We start from the raw sequence: 18,054 nt of genomic DNA on the forward strand, positions 1-18,054 counted from the left end.
AGGAATTTTCCGTTTGCGAAATTCTAGCTGTTCTTGTAAAATATAGTAAGAAAGCCTGATCTATTATTAGGAGGAGCTTCAAATGCGGGACGTTTTGCTCGAGAAAATCGAACTCCTTCGACAGCGTATGGTATATATGGGGTTAGAGTTTGGGTTAGATCATCCAGATGTCCTAGAATACAGTATACAAATTGATCAACTACACAACGAACTGAACCAGATCGATCATAGTCTGTCTAAGGCAGGGAACCGGAAGAAAGCGTATAGATTTTATTTAATGGAAAACAATGCACATTTTGCATAGGAAGGGGAAACCCTTCTTTTTTATTTGGAAAGAGAGAATGAACGCGTAAAGTGCAGGGGAACCTTGTGGGAAGAAGCGTTTCTTAGTAAACTGAATATACTGGTTGTAACAAGTGCAGGAATGATGAGCCTGTGAAGGAGGGAAAGAAGCATGATTACATTGACAGAGCGCGCCAGTCTGAAAGTAAAAGAAATGCTGGCAGCAGAAGGCAAGCCCGATGTGTTTTTGCGGGTAGGTGTCAGAACTGGTGGTTGCAGCGGCTTTACCTACGGGATGGGCTGGGACGAAGAGATGAAAGAAGGCGACGAGACCTTCGAGCAAAACGGTGTGAAAATTGTTGTCGATAAGGACAGCTACCCATACATTAAAGGTACAGAGATCGATTTCAAGGAATCGATGATGGGTGGAGGCTTCTCCATCGAGAATCCGAATGCAGTCGCTTCTTGTGGCTGTGGATCTTCGTTCAAAACAGCGTTGGCTGAAGGAAAAGCGGAGAAATGTGACGACTAAGAAGGATAAGGACAGAACCCCTTCGACTTGTGTGAATGATTGCGCACGAGTTGAAGGGGTATTTTTTTGTACGAAATAAAAGAAATTTACAAAATATGAACTGACATTTATAGTTGGTAATAATCGGAAGTGAAATGAAAGGATGAGGGGCAGGATTGTTATGGTGAAGAAATTCAAATGGCTTACTGCTTGCGTATTTTCGACTATCCTTTTGTGTACGGCTATTCCAGCTACCATTGACGCGGCACCACAGATGAAGTCAAAAGGATATGTGGCAGGCAATCTGACGTTATTTCCACAACTCGATGTGAATGTGGGTGAGAAAGTCACGGTAACAGCAACGATTGCAAAACACGGGAAGATAAAAGGGGATGCGGAGTTTCACTTCACTGGTCCTGATGAGGATCTCGTGATGGAAGACGTGAAGGTCACGGAAGGAAAAGAGAAGTATGAGATAACAGGAACCTTTACTCCCTCGGAAAAAGGAAAATATGAGATTAAACTCACACTAACCATGAAGGGCGAGGACAAGCAGGAGATACAGGGTGCGGCGTCTGGCATCATTCGGGTAGGAGACGAGTGGAAATTCTTCTTTGTCGCAGATGCTGACAGCAAGCTGAAGGGTACGATCTACAAGGATAAATTGGTCAATGAGAGTCCGATGAAAGTGACTCCAGCCAATCAGGTGACCGGTAAAATCTATCGAGGAAATCAAGAGATTTATTACTTGCAGGTCAACGATCCAGCAGCGGAAAAAGGGCTGCAGCAAAGCTCTCTTTACAAAGTAAAGCAAGGTAGCAGCGCGCCGGAAGCTGTGAAATTTGTGGGAGACAAGATTACGTCCTTTGTCTTGGATGAAAGCGATATGTACTTTACGGCTTATACGGACGACAACCGCGCGATGCTGTATAAAGCGAAAACCAATTCGGACAAAATAGAGGAAGTGCTTGAAAATGTAGACTTAGCAACGGTTTCGAATGGCTGGTATTACTTCCATGACAGCCTTGATCACGGACTTTATAAAATGAAGCTGAATGGGTCAGAAAAAACGAAGCTTACAAAAGATGACACGAAAATAGATGTAAGTAAAGGCGGCAGCTTTGAGGTTTATACCGACGCGATTTCCTACGTAGATAGCAACTTTCGGCATGTACTGATTTCAAAAGAGGGTAAACACTTGCAAGATGGCAAGCAGATCAAGGGAAAAATCGTCGATGTCGTAGGTGGAAACATTTTCTATCTGGACAGCGACAAAGCTTTATACCGGACACAGCTCGCTTCAGATCAAACAGAGAAAATCATGGACTTGAAGAGCGATGCGATTGTAGAGATAAACGTACCCGCACAATACATTCTTTATGCCAAAACGAACAATGAGCTTTACAAGGTTCAGTGGAAATAACACAAGGAATCCATACTTCGGTATGGATTTTTTTTTGCGGCAATCTGTCACAAAATGACGCCTTTGTTTGTTATACGTGCGAATCGGAGGTGAGAGGGCTTGGATCATAGGGAAATGGAGCAAGTGCTAAAGGAGGTCAGATCCGGGGATATCGACCAATTTGGTTTGATCATCGATGCGATGCAAAAGCCGTTGTTCGTGTATTGCTATCACATGCTGGGACACCGGCAGGAAGCAGAGGATGCTGTCCAGGAGGTTTTCTTGAAGGCATTCGAGCAGTTGGACAGCTATCGACACAACGTTTCTTTCTCGGCATGGATGTATAAGATCGCGTATCATCATTGCTTGAACTTGTTAAACAGGGCGAAGCTGAATCGCGTGGTCACTTTTTTGCGAGCGGGAATTCAGACGGTTAGTCGCCATGAGGGTGAAAAGAAGATAGAAGATACCGAGTACTTGAACAACCCTCTTCATGTAGCGATATCAAAGCTATCCGTAAAGGAGCGGAATCTCCTGATCTTGCGTGTGGTGGAAGAACGCAGCTACGACGAGCTGGCCTTATTGTTCGATACAAAGCCAGCTACGCTGCGAAAACAGTATGAGCGTGCATTGAAAAAATGTAAATCTTACATGCTCGTGAGTGAAGGCGGTGATAGACATGACTCGATCTCAGCAACCCGATGATTGGAAACAGCAGTTACTAGCAGCCGCCGATGATTTCGATGTCAAGGATCAAGTCCTTCAAAAAATTAAGGAACGAAAAAATATACCGGAGGGAAAACAGATGAAAAAAAGATTGGGATTACTGGTTGCGGCTATTCTTGTGTTTGGAGGAACATCCGCATATGCAGCCATGAAGGTATACGAATTGAAGAATGAAAAAGGGGAAGCAGTAGTAAAAGTGCAGCAGACTACTACTCCACAGGAAAAAAGCAGCGCTGAAACAATGAAAACTTTTGAAGACGCACGAAACTCGCTGAAGCAAGGAGAAGGGGCAGCTATTTATATACCTGGACCGGACAATCCGAAAAAACGTGTTTCCTTCACATATATTCCTGTTGAACATTTGGCCACACCACCATTGCAGAAAGAAGTGGGCAGCTTTTATGAGGTACCAGCAGAGATAGCGGGTGGCTACAAATTCTTAAAAGGACATGTCGAGTATCCATTTGATTATAGCCAACCAGAATTATTCGCAGAAATGCACAAGGAGGCGGAGAAGGACAAGAAACAAATCGTCATGCGAAAAGTATCTCCTAAGCCGACAATAAATAGAGTCTTTACGTTGTACAAAGGGAGTGAAGGAGCAGGGACGGACGGGGACGTGTACATTGCCATCACGAACTTTGAAGGTGTGAAATGGATCGAAGAAGCAGCAGGAGAGGATGCAATTGTAGAAAAAGTGAAAGTCCAAAAATATGAGGGAATGTATGTAGCTCAGAAGCTATTGGATGGAACCGAACAAAAACTTGTAAAGGTTTATCAAGAGGACAAAAACAGGCTCATTGAAGTGGGTGCCATGAATCCAGCGTTGACGAAAAAAGAATTGCTGTTGATTGCCGAGAATTTAAAGTAAAAACAGTTTGGGTAAAAATTGTAACATTTCACCAATTATGCACGTACTTACAAGAGCAGCTCTTTTATGGAGTCTGCTCTTACGTTATTTTTTGGGGCAAAAAGTCGTAAGGAGTGAAGAGCTTGGCTGATGTTACGCAAGAACAAAAAGGCTTGCAGTGGCTTTTGCTAGGGGCATTTGGGATCGGCATACTGTTTGACTGGATGTTTTACGGGAAAGGCTTTGGCATCTCTTATCTGTTGTTCGTAATGGGCCTGTACGGTCTTTTTATTTGGCAGGCTAGGCAACGCATTCATTTACGCTTTTCTCGAAAGCAAGTATTCGACTGGATATGGACGCTTCCGATTTTTCTACTGGCGCTAACCTTTTTTCTATTTTCCAATCCTCATTTTCATCTGTTCAACCTGGTACTGATTCCGTTTTTATTTGTGATCCAAACGATTCTAATCACCAAGCGTCATCAAGCGAAATGGTACGAAGCAGGCTTTTTCATGGAGATGGTGGAGACATTGCTCCTTTACACCCCGAAGTATACGCGCCTGCCATTTAGGCTGACAAAGGAACGGATCAAGGACAGGGTGGACCAGGAGAAGTATGGCGTAATGAAGAAGGTTTTCATCGGAATCGCCATTTCGGTGCCTCTTCTGGTGATTGTACTCTCCTTGCTTTCGAATGCGGATAGTGTGTTTGGACATTTTCTGGGGCAAATCCCGCGAAGGGTGATTGATGTCGATTCACTTGAAGCAATCTTTCGAATGATGCTAATCGGGCTCATTACGATCCTTGTGTTTGCTTACATGTATTCTCTTTTCGGGAAACGAGAAGAAGTAGTGGAACTGCCGGTACCCGAAGATGACAAAAAGATCGTCTGGGACGGAGTTATCCTTGTAACGATTCTGGCGATCATCAATATTGTGTATACAGCGTTTACATACATTCAGATATCGTATTTGTTCATCGGGGCGAAGCGAGTTTTACCAGATGAATTGACGTACGCCGAGTATGCTAGAAATGGATTCAATGAGCTGGTGACCGTCACTGTCATTAATTTCTTGATTCTCCTATGTACGATGCACTTTGCATCACGGGCAAAGCCAATGCTCTACCAGATCATTCAAATTCTGCTGAGTATGCTGACGATTTGTACGGGCTTCATGCTTGTGTCCGCCTATTTTCGCCTCTCGCTGTATGAGGATGCTTACGGGTATACGCATACGCGGCTGTTAGCTCACGTTTTCATGATCTTTCTGTTTGTGTTGTTTATCATTGCTCTTTTGAAAATTTGGAGAGACGGTTTCTCCTTGATCAAGTATTACGCGATTGTGACACTCGTGAGTTACGTTATTCTGAATTACATGAATATGGACGTCATTATCGCCAAAAACAATGTACAGCGCTATCATGCTACTGGACATATCGACATCGAGTATTTGAGCGAGCTGTCTTATGATGCCATACCAGCAGTTATGGAGCTTGTTCGGGATAGAAAGGTAGAAGAAAGGTTTATAGAGATGCTGCAAGAGCGGAAAGAGATTTTGTATGAGGACAATACCTGGCAATCCTTTAATCTCTCGGAGTACCGGGCAAAAGCTTATCTGAAATGAATTTAGAGGACGGAGACGATGGAGTTATCGTCTCCGTTTTGTTTGAAACAAAAAGAGATAGAACAAGATTCCTCCTGCGATGATGATGACAATTCCAGTGGATAAATAATTATTCCAATCGAGATTTGCTGAACGGACAGGCACTGTACCAGACCCCAATGCTTGCAAGTCTTCTCCTGCATCCGCTTTGAGGGCTGTTCGTGTACAGATATTGGTTTCTAGCTCATTTAGCTCCCAATAAGAGGCATAGACAAGATATTCTTGACCCGGTTGAAAAGGAATGCCGCATGCACCTCCAAGGCCGCTGGTGACGATCTGAACTTGTGTCTGATCTACTCCTTTCCACGTGGACTGCACCTCGAAAATAACATCAAAGCCTCCCCGCTCTGGTTTATCCCAAAAGGGGAGCCAACGAAGCCAGTCTGTTCGCTCATTTACCTGGAGCACCTTGCCTGTAAATACAGCAGCAGACTGATCTTTTGCTGTTAAAGGGTCAGGAGGTCTGGCACAACTACAGGCAGACGCAGGAAAAGGTTGGACGAAAAAGGTGAAGAGAAGCATGAACGAGAAAACGGTAAGAATACCTTGAGTGTTCCTCAAAATCATCACTGATCCACTCCTCTAAACCATAAGACGGAAGAAAGCGAGGATTGTTCCGAAAATGATGACAACGACAATTATGTGTATCCTGGTGGGAATAATCTTTCTCGCCTACCATACGACTTACGTCAAAACATCGACAGTGAAGCTGACAATTCCTTCTGTCCCTCCACTTACATTGGTCCATCTTTCCGATCCTCATGGACGAATACGATTTTGGAATGGAGAGCTGCACAAGCTGGTGAATGTCCACGATCCCGATTTGGTGATGGTCACGGGAGATTTGACACAGCACAGCGGGCAGTTGACGCGTGTGTTGAGCGAGCTAGCGAAAGTAAAGAGCAGGGATGGAATATTCTTCGTTCCTGGCAATTACGAGAGAGAAGCGGGGAGACTTCACAAAAAGGTCTATTCCGATGCTGCCTACCATTCGCAAAAAGAGGCCTGGGAGCAGGTAATGAAGGTGTTGGAAAACGAGAGTACCGTGATAGAAAAGGGCGGCCGTCGCATTTGGATATATGGCTTCGATAATTCGATTTACGGCAATGAACAGCGTCCGGAACAAGAGATCCAGCAGGCGAACATGACGATATTTTTGGCCCATTCCCCCAATATAATCTCATTGATTCACAACGAGGATTTGAAGGCTGATCTTCTCTTGAGCGGACATACCCATGGTGGACAAATTCGCTTGTTCAATCGGACTGTTGGCGCCTACAAGCATTTTCATGTCGGGCAAAAAGAGGATCAATCCGTTGGTGTATTTGGTATCAGTCGCGGACTAGGTACTTCCAGGCTGCCAATCCGGCTGAATTGCTTTCCAGAGATCACGGTATACATGATCAATCCAACATGAACGCTCATGTTCAACAATCGTTCCCCAATTCGTCACTGTTCGTTCACAAGATGTCAGATTTTGGATTGATCTCATCGAGTAAGATGGAAGTGTAGAAAAAGAAGAAAGAAGGGGTCAAAAGTGAACAAGAAGTGGGGTCTATTGATTTCTTCAGTTGCATTGTCTGCAATGTTGATGACAGCATGCGGCGGAGACAAGGAAGCTGCTAGCACGGGTGCAGCGACTACTGCAGCGACTACAGGCACACAAGTGAATATCGAAGCTAGTAACTGGAAATTCAATCAAGAAACCTATGAAGTAAAAGCAGGCGAAGAGTTCACGATCAACTTCAAGTCGACAGAAGGCTTTCACGGTATTGGTATCCAAGGGCTGGATGTAGACCTCCAAAAAGATGGCAGCAAAACGATGAAAATCGATACAGCTGGCGAGTACACCATCTTTTGCAACGTGATCTGTGGACCAGATCATGCCAAGATGGTAGCAAAATTAGTCGTGAAATAATTCGATTTTCTTATTGGCATAGATCAACAAACAAGCACTTTGGCCTGCTTAGCGGGTCAAGGTGTTTTTTCATTTCACGGGTGGGGACATACTACATGGGCAGCTACTCATCGAGTAAGGGAGGGAACTACATGTCCAAGCACAACAACAAAGACAAGCGCCCAACGGAAGCATCCGCCGGCTCACGCAGCACTCCTCCGAAAACAGGAGAGAACACCGGGCATAATTTGCGGAAAGAAGATCGATCATAACGTACAGGCGAAATTGAAAGCAGGAAAGAGTCCTCCCCTGATGGAGGGCTTTTTTGCTTGTTAAATACATGTTTTTGCGATTTTTGCACATGGTAAGGAGGAAAAGTTTTCAAGTCGGTGATACGATCCAAAAAGGAGATGAGTGACACTGGATAAGAAACACTACTACGTGACCTTGCAAGCGGGAACGACCGTGGCAGAAATCCGCGATGAAAAAGGCTCCGCCACGTACGATTTTGAGATCGAAGCGACCGACGTACAAGTGGGCATGATGCGCGATCTGTTCAATAACTGTGTTCACGGCGATTTCATGATGTGGATGCATGGGCATACGCTATGGTCTGACATGCCGGATCGGGACAACGACGAATACGATGACAACCTGCGGGCCATCTACCAGCTTATTTATCAGTATGGCACCGAAAAAACGAAAAGTGATCTGGAGCAAATGGGCCTCGTAAAGCTATTGGGGCTGGATAGAGAAGAGTTGCGTCCTTTTTAACGGATCAATCATAGATGTTAGACGTTATCTACTAGAAGGAGTGAATAGGATGAAGATGTGGAAGCAAGGAATGATGACAACAGCGTTGCTAATGGGTCTCACCATGCCGGGTGTCGCGTTGGCCCAAGATGTGACTGAAACAGTTGCCCAGGTGATCAAGCCGACTCACAGCCATGATGAGCATGGGGAGAAGCACATGAAGGTGCGACACAGCTCAAACAGAGGCGTTCATCAAAAAATGTACATGCTCTTGCTAGCGGAAAAATATGCACCGGATAGCGTGGGGAAATGGCAGGCAGCGTTTAAAGAACGAGATCGTTTAATGAGCGAGTTCGAGACGTTGAGTGATGACCCGAAGTGGCAGGCGAAGCGTGAAGAACGGAAGCAACTGATCAATAAGCTGAATGAAAAAGTCAAAAAGGGCGAAATCACCAACGAACAGATGGAAAAGCAGTTCAAGGAATGGAAAGACAAAAACATGGGGCCAAAAGAAGAGCGTGACGCCCGAAAAGCTCGGATCGAGCAAATGAAAAAAACACACGAAGCTTTTGACTCTGCGATTGAATCTGGTGATACAGCCAAGATTAAGGAGTCACTTCAACAAATGCTGGAGCAAATGCAAGCAAACAATTCTCGCATGGCGGAAAAGCTGGCCATGAAGAAAAAATAACGTTTCGAACAAAAAAGGACGTGACCAACTTACTGGTACGCGTCCTTTTCCATATCGGTTACAAGCATAACGGGGGTCCATTCATCCAGAAAGACCATCTCTTCGGATTGGCAGGAGGGACACCAGCCTGTATGAATGCATTGGTGGCGCTTCCAATCTAGGTAACCGTTGTCCATCTTGGCATCGTCTATCTCCCGGTACGGGCTGTAGCTCCCATAAAAGTCATAAAGTCGGCCTGCATCTTGCATAGCTTGACCGCACGTTGAACACGCTTGTTGGAGCGGCGTAAAGCCATTGCAGACTGGACAGAGATGATTCAAAGCGTATCGCCTCCTCGTTGCTTCTACTGTGCGCGCCAACAAAAGCCGTTATGCAAGGAATTAAAAATCCCTGTCGCAGCCATCGGAGGCAACAACAGGGACGAAACATTTTTACGATTTGAAGTTGTCCATGCTAGAAGAATGACCAGGCTGCAGTTTTGCATCCGGATTAAAGTAGGAAACTGCGTTGTTTACAGCGGTAGGGGCCTCACCAAATCCGACAGCGATCAGCTTGACCTTACCGGGGTAGGTTGCGATATCGCCTGCTGCAAAAATACCCGGGATGTTTGATTCCATGCGTGTATCGACTACGATAGAGCCTTTTTCGAGTTCCAGCCCCCAGTTCTTGATCGGACCGAGAGAGGAGATGAAGCCGAAGTTGACAATGACTGCATCGACTTCCAGATCGATTTCTTCTTTTGTCGTGCAATTGGCCAGTGTGAGCTTTTCGATGCGCTCCTCGCCGTGCAAAGCTGAAATTTCGTAAGGTGTCGTGACGTTTACTTTGGAGGACATGAGCATTTCTACGCTGTGTTCATGTGCGCGGAACTTGTCTCTGCGGTGGATGAGGTGTACTTCTTTTGCGATAGGTTCTAGCATGAGGGACCAGTCCAGAGCGGAATCACCGCCGCCAATAACAGCTACACGCTGTCCCTTGAAGGAGTTCAGATCGGTAACAAAATAGTGCAGATTGGATTTTTCATATTTGACGGCATCTGGGTGTTCCAGCCTGCGAGGTTCGAACGCTCCTACCCCAGCAGTGATGATAACGGATTTGGAGTAGTGAGTGCCTTTGTCCGTTGTAATTTCAAACACATCGTCTACTTTTTTTACGACATTTTCCACTTTTTCTTCCAGGCAAACGGTCTGCTGAAAGCGGGAAATCTGATCTTTCAGATTATTGATCAAATCTTGTGCTAAAACCTTCGGAAATCCGGCTACATCATATATGTACTTCTCCGGATAAAGAGCGGATAATTGCCCGCCTAACTGGGGCATGCTCTCAATGATTTTTACACTGGCCTGCCTCATCCCGCCGTAAAAAGCGGTAAATAACCCGGCAGGGCCTCCACCAATGATCGTAATGTCGTAGATTTGCTCGTCCTTTTGCAGAAAATTCAATCCAAAGCACCTCCGAATTAATCGTAAGCGAACTCCTCAACCATTATAACCCATACAAGTGGAAAAACAGGAGAAAAATTCGAAAGATGATAGGCAAAAAAACCTTGCAAATCCAATCGGTTGTCGATAAGATGAGGATGACTGTAAAGAAATTGTCACATTTTTCTATGGCTGACTTTGTGCATTTTTTCACAGAGTGGTTCGGATGGCATCACAGGGCAATAATTCCGATACTACCCGGATCATGAATTGGGGCATCTTAATTTGTACCAGACCACGTGAAAAATCGCACAATCTTCCTTAAGTTACCATGAACAATGAAATCATACATGATTGGAAGGGATACTGATGGGTACACCCAAAATCCTGATTCTTGGCGCTGGATACGGTGGTTTGCTCACAACGTTGCAGCTTCAGAAAAAGCTCAACTACAATGAGGCAGAAATCACCTTGGTCAACAAGCACAACTATCATTACATCACGACTTGGCTGCATGAGCCGGCTGCAGGCACCGCACCAGCGGATCACGCCCGCGTCAGTTTGGATAGCATTTTGAACAAGGACAAAGTCAACTTTGTCAAAGGAACGGTGCAAGCCATTCAGCCAGAGGAGCAGACCGTCACGCTCGAAAACGGCGAGGTGCTGTCGTACGACTATCTCGTCATCGGATTGGGCAGCGAGCCGGAAACGTTCGGAATTGAGGGACTCAAGGAGCATGCGTTTAGCATTCGCAGCATCAATGCGGTCCGCAATATTCGCGAGCATATTGAATACATGTTCTCCAAATTTAAAAATGAGCCGGATCGTACGGACTACCTCACATTTGTTGTGGGTGGAGCTGGCTTTACAGGCATTGAGTTTTGCGGAGAGCTTGGCGACCGTCTGCCAGAGCTGTGCCGGGAATTTGATGTCGATCCAGAACTGGTGAAAGTCTACTGCATTGAAGCAGCACCCACTGCATTGCCTGGCTTTGACCCAGAGCTGATCCAATACGCAATAGATGTATTGGAGAGAAAAGGCATCGAGTTCAAAATTGGAACACCCATCAAGCAGTGCACCCCGGATGGCGTACTGTTGAACACTGGAGAAGAAATCAAATCAAAGACCGTTATCTGGGCAGCAGGTGTCCGCGGCAACAGCATCGTGGAAAAAGCAGGCTTCGAAGTCATGCGCGGTCGCGTCAAGGTAGACGAATACCTGCGTGCGCCTGGTCACGAGAATGTTTTTGTCGTAGGAGATTGTGCCTTGATTTTCAACGAAGAAGGACGTCCGTACCCGCCAACTGCGCAAATCGCGGTCCAGGAAGGCGAGACGCTGGGTGAGAATCTCGCTGCCTTGGTCCGTGGCGATCTTCCACAAAAATTCATTCCGCATCTGCAAGGGACATTGGCCTCTCTTGGAAAAGGCGAGGGTATCGGGCAAGTCGGTTCGAAAAAGCTGTTCGGCAGCACAGCAGCCATGATGAAAAAAGCGAGCGACCTGCGCTACTTGTACAAAATTGGCGGCGTCGGTCTCGCACTGAAGAAAGTAAAGCTGTAAAACGATGCGACACGCGAGCATTCAAGTCCGGGGGCTCATGGTCCGCGAAGAGATGGATCGGTACAATGCCTTGATGGAAGTGGGCCTTTATCTGGAGGAGCAGGGGCGACACGATTTGGCATGGCATGTACAGCGTGAAGTAGATATTCTCATCCTGCCTGCCATCGAACGGCTCAAGGAAAAGGGCCGCGAGAGGGATCGGGAAAATCTGCGATACATGATCGATAATGGGCTCCTAGATGACGAGGATGATTGATAGGTACCCCCGGCGAAGTAGAGCCGGGGGTTTCGTTTAGCTAGATGTGGAAGGAGAGAGTTGGATGCGCGAAGGAAAGGTTTGGCTAGGCGCTTGCGGGATTGTTATTCGCGGGCAAGAAGCATTGGTTGTCAAAAAAACGTACAGCGGACTAAAAGGACAATGGTCGTTTCCAGCAGGATTCGTGCAGGAGGGCGAGACTGTAGATGAAGCAGCAGTGCGTGAGGTGATGGAAGAAACGGGTATCGAGGCGGTCGTGCGACAAGTAGCGGGAATTCGTTCGGGCGTCATTCGTGAGTCCATTAGCGACAACATGGTCGTTTTTTGGATGGATTACATAGGGGGAGAACCACGTCCGCAGGAAGGTGAGATTGCGGAGGCGAAATTTATGCCGATACAAGAACTGCTTCGTGATCCGCTGTCTTCGACTTATTTGAAAATCATATTGCCGGACTATATCAAACGGGAGCAGGGAATGACAGGTCAATCATTTGCTATCGATCCCGTTTTTCAATACACTTCCTATAAAATCTTTAAGTAATCCTGCGAATAAGCTAGATAAACCACAATGTTTCCGCTTACATTGCGGTTTTTTTATGTTTTTTCGCAATGAACTGCATTGTGAACCAAGGGGAGATTCTGATATAGTTAGATACATCTAAATAATCTGAATATACATGCAATTAATTTTCACGCATGTATGCCGAAAGGGGAGCTCAACATGAGACAAAAACAAGAACAGTGCCCGTACTGCCATGGCCAAGGGTATTTCCAACTGCTCCTGGGGGGCTCGGAGAATTGCCCTAACTGTGACGGAGCTGGTATACAGGACGCTCAGAAGGAAGCTGTTTCTTCTCATCCATATGAGTAACTAACCTCGCATAGAAAACCGTCGAAGCAAATGCATCGGCGGTTTTTTCTGTCAGGCATGCAACACATAGGCTAGGCTTCTCGTATTGACCGATCCCTCGCCTTTTTGCTACACTTAATACCGAAAATAGCCCGTCTTTCCTGTATTTGCTGAAAAGGTGGCAAAAGGTGGAGAAGGTGGCAGGAGGTCTTTTTCGTCGATGAACTTGATGCAATTTATGGTATCCATTGTTCTGTTCTCCGTGCTAGGGTTTGGCATTGGGTTTATTTTAAACATGATTTTGAAAACAACATGGTTTCCAGTTGTGATCGGGGTTGGTGTAGTCGTAGGTGCACTTGTCTATCAACAAATCGTTCCGGGAATTTGGGATTCACTCATTCTCGGCTGCGGCATGGCAGGTACAGTGGCGAGTGGCTGGACCATTCAAACGCTTCGCAAAAAAGGATATCGGATGTTTTAAAACAAGTACAAGCAGGCCTTTGTTTCGGGCCTGTTTTTCTTTTGGCATTTGATTGGAAAAATGGGCAACTAACTGAATATTTCTGTAATCAACCAAAATTTGTGTATACTTTCCTCCTCGTCGGGACATGACTAGAAACGAGAGGAGGTTTACCAAGAAATGAATGGAAAGCAGTTCGTAAGTATCATCGCGCTGTTCATCCTGGTCTTGACGGCCTTCGCAAGCGATGGATACAGCTATAATGTTGTGGGAGACTACGGTGTCTCATCCACTTTTGGAATCAAGGAAACGAAAGAGGGGCAACGTGTCGTCAAAAAACGGACGGTATCTGCCAGTTCTCTTACTCAAGTGATTGATAAAGCGGATGTATTTCACGAACAATATCCAAAAGTACGTGTAGTAGCGACAGGCTACTATGCAGGATACGAGTCGACGGGCAAAAATCCATCTCACCCGTCCTATGGCATTACCTATTCAGGTGTGAAAGTACGGAGAGACGACTATTCCACGATTGCAGCTGATTTGCGCGTTTTCCCGCTGGGGACCATTTTGTACATCCCAGGTTACGGATATGGCGTCGTAGCTGACAAGGGTGGAGCGATTCGCGGCCACAAGATTGACCTGTATTTCGAGACCAAGCAGGACGTATTCTCGCAATGGGGGAAAAAATCGGTGGATGTGTATATCGTAAAAAAAGGTGAAGGCAAAGTAACGGAAGCTTTTCTGAATAGCTTGAATGAAAAAGGAATCGCAGCCATGGCGGAACCCGTCAGCGGTCAACAACAAATTGAATAGCAAGTAACGAAAACGAATGGATGCCGCATAGGTGGCATGGAAGAAAAAAAGAAAAAACGTTCAAGGCACAGGCTTTGAACGTTTTTTGTGTCATTTTGTATGAATCAAATCAACCAGCTTCTCCAGTCCTTCCAAAATGCGAGGAGAAGGGCGGCAATAGAGGCCTTCCTCCAACAAGTGGACCTGATTGTTTCGAATCGCGGTCATGTTGATCCACTCTGGGCGGTTTGTGATCATGCCAGACTTGATTCGCTTCAATTCAATTCCGCACCAGACGACGCAAATATGATCCGGATTACGTTCCATGACCATTTCCCGCGTAGCCTTGACGTTTGCGACAGGATAGTCTGCAAAAATATTGACGGCACCCGCAATTTCACTGACATCCGTCAACCAGTTTTCCTGACCGGGTGTGTAAATGGGATTCGGCCACCATTCCCAGTACAGTTTGGGGCGTTGAGTGTATGTCGCTGCCTTTTGTCGGATGCTTTCAATGGTTTCGTCAAATTGGATCGCAAGCTGCTCGGCTTGCCTCTGTGTTCCTGTCGCCTCACCGACGAGTCGGATATCATGAGCGATTTCCCCGATCCGGGAAGGATTCAGGATGATATGAGGAATATCTCTGTTGCGCAGAGCTTCTATATTATTCTCCATGCCAGGAACAGAGAGCGACGCTACGACCAGATCCGGCTGGAGGGCAGCGACCCGGTCCATATCGATTGTCAAATCGGGTCCAACCCGGGGGAGATGCTGCCACTCCTGCGGCCAGTCAGAGTGATCATCCAATCCGACGACATGCTCATGCAGGCCTAAATAATACAGGATTTCGGTATTGCTGGGACAGATGGAAACAATGCGCATGGGAGCCCTCCTTTAAAAAAACGGATGGAGCAATAACGCAATCATGACGCCTAACCAACCGCCGATTAATACCTCGATTGGTTGATGACCGAGCAGTTCTTTCAATTTTTTCGCTTTTTCCTGGCTAGGACGTACTTTTAATGATTTCATTCCTTCTAACAGATGGTTGAATTCATCGACCAGCTTATTTAAGACAACGGCTTGCATACCGGCATGGCGGCGGACACCTGCGGCATCAAACATCACAATCACACCGAGAATGGCGGAAATAGCGAACATGTTGCTGCCAAAGCCCTCACGCAGTCCCACGGCTGTCGATAATGCTGTCACGGCAGAAGAGTGAGAGCTGGGCATACCGCCTGTACTCATGAGCAGTGACCATTGCCACGTTTTCGTTGCGAAAAAATGGAGGGGAATTTTAATAAATTGGGCGATCCCTATGGCAAGCAGTGCTGCCCATAAGGGGAAGTTTTCAAAAAAATCCGCCACGGAAAATCCATTCCTTTCTACTGTGCGCTTATCTCTAGGATTATTGTAACAGAAGGGCGTTGTCTTAATCCGTGAAGTTTTTGTTTGGATGTAAAGTCACTGCCAATCTGTGTTACCATGAAGACGGAAGGTTCGAAACGGAGGCATGCATCCATGGGGTATCCCGAGCAGTATTTACAGTTCATTGAAAAATTCAATGATGGAGAATACTACGAATGCCACGATCTGTTGGAAGACATCTGGATGGAAGACAAGTCAGACAAGTTTTTGCAAGGATTGCTGCAATTGTCAGTCGGACTGTATCACCAAGAGTACGGCAATATAAAAGGTGCTCGCTGGATGTTAGGCAATGCACGAAAGTATTTGACTCGTTACCAGCCAGTTCATTGGGGACTAGACGTAACAAGAGTTCTTCGCTACATAGATGAATGCGAGAAATTGTTGCCGGAAAAGGATGTCATTTCTTACACAGAGGCAAAAGCCATGACGTTTCCACCCTTGCGCTTATATGTCGACACATCGTGTTAAACAAATGTGCCCATATTGTATCCTACCACACAGAAAGAGGGAAGAGTATATGAAAGTAGCAGTAGAAAAACGCATACAGCTTGTGAATATCTCATGTGATGAGCTGATTGTCCCGCTATGGAAGGGCGAGGAAATTTCGCAAGTATACCCGGAATTGGACGAAGCTTTTGGTGGCAGTCTGAGTGGCTTGCAGCAGGACAAAGAAGTAACAGGTGAGGCGAAGGAAATTACGGTTGTCCACGGAATGAACAGCGTAGCTGCAAAAAAACTGGTGATCGTCGGGATGGGTGAACCAGGAAAATTTGATTTCGTCGCAGCCCGAAATGCATGGGGACGTGCAGCCAAAACGGTTGTGGGAAAAGGCAACGGCAAAACAGTGGTGATTGATTTGCCTACAACAGAGCATCTGAGTGCTGATCGTTTGGCACAGGCAGTGACAGAAGCCTTTGGCCTTGCCGAATACAACTACGAGGGCTACCGTCAAAAGGCAAAGCGTGAGTTTGACCCAATTGCGACGGTGCAAATTTTGGCAGCAGATGCCGATGCTTCATTGGTACAGGCAGGTGTTGCACGTGGTTCAGCGCTCGTATCCGGGACGAATCTGGCTCGTACACTCGTCAATGAACCAGCCAACTACTTGACTCCACGCGCTTTGAAGGATGCGATGGTCGAGGTAGCAGAGCGACATGGCATGACTGTGGAAGTAATGGAGAAAGCGAAGCTGGAAGAGCTGGGGATGGGCGGAGTGCTCTCTGTAGCAAAAGGCAGCGAGCTTGAGCCTTATGTAGTCGCAGTCAAATATCAAGGAAGAGACACGTGGGACGATGTCATTGGCTTGGTCGGTAAAGGCGTGACATTTGATACAGGTGGGATCTCCATCAAACCAGTAGCAGGCATGGAAGACATGAAGTCGGACATGGGTGGAGCGGCAACGATGATCGGCGCATTGGAGGCACTGGGACAGATTAAACCAAAAGTAAACGTACTGGCTGTCGTCGGTACCGTGGAAAACATGCCATCCGGAACGGCATTCCGTCCGGGCGATGTCATCACAACCATGAGCGGCAAAACGGTAGAGATCATTACGACAGATGCAGAAGGTCGTCTCGTACTGGCTGATTGCATCACCTATGCAAAAGAGCAAGGAGTGTCTTGCCTGGTGGATGCTGCTACCTTGACAGGTGGTATCGTGGTCGCACTCGGTCATTTCTGCTCTGGCGCCATGACCAACGACAAAGCACTGTTGGATGAGCTGATGAACGCAGCAGACGTGGCGGGTGAGCGTTTGTGGCAACTCCCGACCTTCGATGAGTACCGCAGCCTGAACAAGAGCCGTTTTGCCGATTTGAAAAACTCTGGTGGACGTTATGGCCACGGCATCATCGGCGGTGTTTTCCTGCAAGAATTCGTTGGCGACACACCATGGGTACATCTGGACATCGCGGGTACGGCGTACACAGCAAGTGCTGGCGACATGCAACCAGCTGGCGGTACCGGAGCGATGACCCGCACCGTTGTTGAGTTTGTTTCCAGCCGTAGTGAATAAAAGGTAGTTCAATATTTCATTTCAATATAAAAGAGGAGTGTTTTCACATGGCACAAAATCCAAGCAATGAAGTACGCCGTCAACTGCTGGAGGATGCAAAAACGATCGCAGTAGTAGGTCTGTCCAACAAGCCGGACCGCACCAGCTATATGGTATCGCAAGCCATGCAGAACGCGGGCTACAAGATCATTCCGGTCAATCCTGTCATCGCGGGTGAAACGGTTTTGGGTGAAAAAGTGGTTGCCAGCCTGTCTGAAATCGATCAGCCAGTCGACATCGTCGATGTGTTCCGTCGCAGCGAAGACATGATGCCTGTTGCCGAGGATGCATTGAAAATGCAGAACAAGCCAAAAGTGTTCTGGATGCAACAAGGCATTGCCAACGAAGAAGCGGCTAAATTGGTTGCCGATCAAGGCATTGAGGTTGTGCAGGACATGTGCATCAAGGTAGATCACGCCTTGCTGCGGGTTGGGAAATAATCGAGAACACTG

24 protein-coding genes are annotated in these 18,054 nt (G+C 46.6%); 19 read left to right on the forward strand and 5 right to left on the reverse strand.

The window, feature by feature from the left end:
• Positions 1 to 82 precede the first annotated feature (82 nt).
• From KB186_RS09835 to KB186_RS09860, 6 genes are all read left to right on the forward strand, one after another.
• The gene (locus KB186_RS09835; protein ID WP_017251347.1) at positions 83 to 304 is read left to right on the forward strand and encodes an aspartyl-phosphate phosphatase Spo0E family protein; all 222 of its coding nucleotides are present in this window, start codon (positions 83 to 85) and stop codon (positions 302 to 304) included.
• 150 nt (positions 305 to 454) lie between these two features.
• On the forward strand, positions 455 to 814 hold the full coding sequence (gene erpA, locus KB186_RS09840; protein WP_007716763.1) for an iron-sulfur cluster insertion protein ErpA: 360 nt from the start codon (positions 455 to 457) through the stop codon (positions 812 to 814).
• Between the two features lie 160 nt (positions 815 to 974).
• Positions 975 to 2,216 (forward strand): DUF5050 domain-containing protein, encoded by a 1,242-nt coding sequence (locus KB186_RS09845; RefSeq protein ID WP_232773509.1) that lies wholly within the window; start codon positions 975 to 977, stop codon positions 2,214 to 2,216.
• A gap of 99 nt (positions 2,217 to 2,315) precedes the next feature.
• On the forward strand, positions 2,316 to 2,900 hold the full coding sequence (locus KB186_RS09850; protein WP_173610067.1) for an RNA polymerase sigma factor: 585 nt from the start codon (positions 2,316 to 2,318) through the stop codon (positions 2,898 to 2,900).
• Positions 2,875 to 3,792 carry a hypothetical protein gene (locus KB186_RS09855; RefSeq protein WP_370646663.1) on the forward strand — a complete coding sequence of 306 codons (918 nt, stop codon included), beginning with the start codon at positions 2,875 to 2,877 and terminating at the stop codon, positions 3,790 to 3,792. The genes KB186_RS09850 and KB186_RS09855 overlap by 26 nt, the downstream gene beginning before the upstream one ends.
• Positions 3,793 to 3,914: 122 nt before the next feature.
• Positions 3,915 to 5,396 carry a DUF4153 domain-containing protein gene (locus tag KB186_RS09860; protein WP_221867900.1) on the forward strand — a complete coding sequence of 494 codons (1,482 nt, stop codon included), beginning with the start codon at positions 3,915 to 3,917 and terminating at the stop codon, positions 5,394 to 5,396.
• A 24-nt stretch (positions 5,397 to 5,420) separates the two neighbouring features.
• Here KB186_RS09860 and KB186_RS09865 read toward each other — a convergent pair whose 3' ends face one another.
• Positions 5,421 to 6,002: a hypothetical protein gene (locus KB186_RS09865; protein ID WP_217367104.1), complete on the reverse strand. Its 582-nt coding sequence runs from the start codon at positions 6,000 to 6,002 to the stop codon at positions 5,421 to 5,423.
• Positions 6,003 to 6,057: 55 nt separating this feature from the next.
• Here KB186_RS09865 and KB186_RS09870 point away from each other — a divergent pair, with 55 nt between their 5' ends.
• The 4 genes from KB186_RS09870 to KB186_RS09885 all read left to right on the forward strand — a co-directional run bounded on the left by KB186_RS09870 (position 6,058) and on the right by KB186_RS09885 (position 8,776).
• Positions 6,058 to 6,852 carry a metallophosphoesterase gene (locus KB186_RS09870; protein WP_173610071.1) on the forward strand — a complete coding sequence of 265 codons (795 nt, stop codon included), beginning with the start codon at positions 6,058 to 6,060 and terminating at the stop codon, positions 6,850 to 6,852.
• 120 nt (positions 6,853 to 6,972) lie between these two features.
• Positions 6,973 to 7,353 carry a cupredoxin domain-containing protein gene (locus KB186_RS09875; RefSeq protein ID WP_173610072.1) on the forward strand — a complete coding sequence of 127 codons (381 nt, stop codon included), beginning with the start codon at positions 6,973 to 6,975 and terminating at the stop codon, positions 7,351 to 7,353.
• A 393-nt stretch (positions 7,354 to 7,746) separates the two neighbouring features.
• Positions 7,747 to 8,106: a hypothetical protein gene (locus tag KB186_RS09880; RefSeq protein WP_007716752.1), complete on the forward strand. Its 360-nt coding sequence runs from the start codon at positions 7,747 to 7,749 to the stop codon at positions 8,104 to 8,106.
• Positions 8,107 to 8,155: 49 nt separating this feature from the next.
• On the forward strand, positions 8,156 to 8,776 hold the full coding sequence (locus tag KB186_RS09885) for a hypothetical protein (protein ID WP_232773511.1): 621 nt from the start codon (positions 8,156 to 8,158) through the stop codon (positions 8,774 to 8,776).
• Positions 8,777 to 8,805: 29 nt separating this feature from the next.
• Here the strand turns inward: KB186_RS09885 and KB186_RS09890 are convergent, their stop codons facing one another.
• Positions 8,806 to 9,096, reverse strand: coding sequence for a hypothetical protein (locus KB186_RS09890; RefSeq protein WP_232773512.1), 291 nt, complete (start codon positions 9,094 to 9,096; stop codon positions 8,806 to 8,808).
• A 111-nt stretch (positions 9,097 to 9,207) separates the two neighbouring features.
• Positions 9,208 to 10,218, reverse strand: coding sequence for an NAD(P)/FAD-dependent oxidoreductase (locus KB186_RS09895; protein ID WP_106783852.1), 1,011 nt, complete (start codon positions 10,216 to 10,218; stop codon positions 9,208 to 9,210).
• A gap of 348 nt (positions 10,219 to 10,566) precedes the next feature.
• Between KB186_RS09895 and KB186_RS09900 the strand changes: the two genes are divergently transcribed.
• From KB186_RS09900 to KB186_RS09925, 6 genes are all read left to right on the forward strand, one after another.
• Positions 10,567 to 11,757, forward strand: a complete 1,191-nt coding sequence (locus KB186_RS09900) for an NAD(P)/FAD-dependent oxidoreductase (protein WP_173610076.1) — start codon at positions 10,567 to 10,569, stop codon at positions 11,755 to 11,757.
• A gap of 4 nt (positions 11,758 to 11,761) precedes the next feature.
• On the forward strand, positions 11,762 to 12,013 hold the full coding sequence (locus tag KB186_RS09905) for a hypothetical protein (protein ID WP_173610077.1): 252 nt from the start codon (positions 11,762 to 11,764) through the stop codon (positions 12,011 to 12,013).
• A gap of 64 nt (positions 12,014 to 12,077) precedes the next feature.
• Positions 12,078 to 12,554, forward strand: coding sequence for an NUDIX domain-containing protein (locus tag KB186_RS09910; protein ID WP_173610078.1), 477 nt, complete (start codon positions 12,078 to 12,080; stop codon positions 12,552 to 12,554).
• A 159-nt stretch (positions 12,555 to 12,713) separates the two neighbouring features.
• On the forward strand, positions 12,714 to 12,884 hold the full coding sequence (locus KB186_RS09915; protein WP_173610079.1) for a YuiA family protein: 171 nt from the start codon (positions 12,714 to 12,716) through the stop codon (positions 12,882 to 12,884).
• Between the two features lie 199 nt (positions 12,885 to 13,083).
• Entirely contained in the window at positions 13,084 to 13,344 is a 261-nt protein-coding gene (locus tag KB186_RS09920; protein ID WP_017251331.1) for a YuiB family protein, read from the forward strand.
• 159 nt (positions 13,345 to 13,503) lie between these two features.
• Positions 13,504 to 14,139 carry a 3D domain-containing protein gene (locus KB186_RS09925; RefSeq protein WP_173610080.1) on the forward strand — a complete coding sequence of 212 codons (636 nt, stop codon included), beginning with the start codon at positions 13,504 to 13,506 and terminating at the stop codon, positions 14,137 to 14,139.
• A 90-nt stretch (positions 14,140 to 14,229) separates the two neighbouring features.
• Here the strand turns inward: KB186_RS09925 and KB186_RS09930 are convergent, their stop codons facing one another.
• On the reverse strand, positions 14,230 to 15,000 hold the full coding sequence (locus KB186_RS09930; RefSeq protein WP_232773513.1) for a cobalamin-binding protein: 771 nt from the start codon (positions 14,998 to 15,000) through the stop codon (positions 14,230 to 14,232).
• Positions 15,001 to 15,012: 12 nt separating this feature from the next.
• Positions 15,013 to 15,489: a divergent PAP2 family protein gene (locus KB186_RS09935; RefSeq protein WP_015892987.1), complete on the reverse strand. Its 477-nt coding sequence runs from the start codon at positions 15,487 to 15,489 to the stop codon at positions 15,013 to 15,015.
• Between the two features lie 153 nt (positions 15,490 to 15,642).
• Here KB186_RS09935 and KB186_RS09940 point away from each other — a divergent pair, with 153 nt between their 5' ends.
• The 3 genes from KB186_RS09940 to KB186_RS09950 are packed head-to-tail and all read left to right on the forward strand — an operon-like array spanning position 15,643 to position 18,042.
• Positions 15,643 to 16,017 (forward strand): DUF309 domain-containing protein, encoded by a 375-nt coding sequence (locus KB186_RS09940; RefSeq protein ID WP_017251328.1) that lies wholly within the window; start codon positions 15,643 to 15,645, stop codon positions 16,015 to 16,017.
• Positions 16,018 to 16,066: 49 nt separating this feature from the next.
• A complete protein-coding gene (locus KB186_RS09945) occupies positions 16,067 to 17,563 on the forward strand; it encodes a leucyl aminopeptidase (RefSeq protein WP_173610082.1) in 1,497 nt (498 codons plus the stop codon).
• 47 nt (positions 17,564 to 17,610) lie between these two features.
• Positions 17,611 to 18,042: a CoA-binding protein gene (locus tag KB186_RS09950; RefSeq protein WP_173610083.1), complete on the forward strand. Its 432-nt coding sequence runs from the start codon at positions 17,611 to 17,613 to the stop codon at positions 18,040 to 18,042.
• Positions 18,043 to 18,054: the final 12 nt, after the last annotated feature.

Source organism: Brevibacillus sp. AF8 (genome assembly GCF_021270385.1).
Classification (GTDB): Bacteria; Bacillota; Bacilli; order Brevibacillales; family Brevibacillaceae; genus Brevibacillus.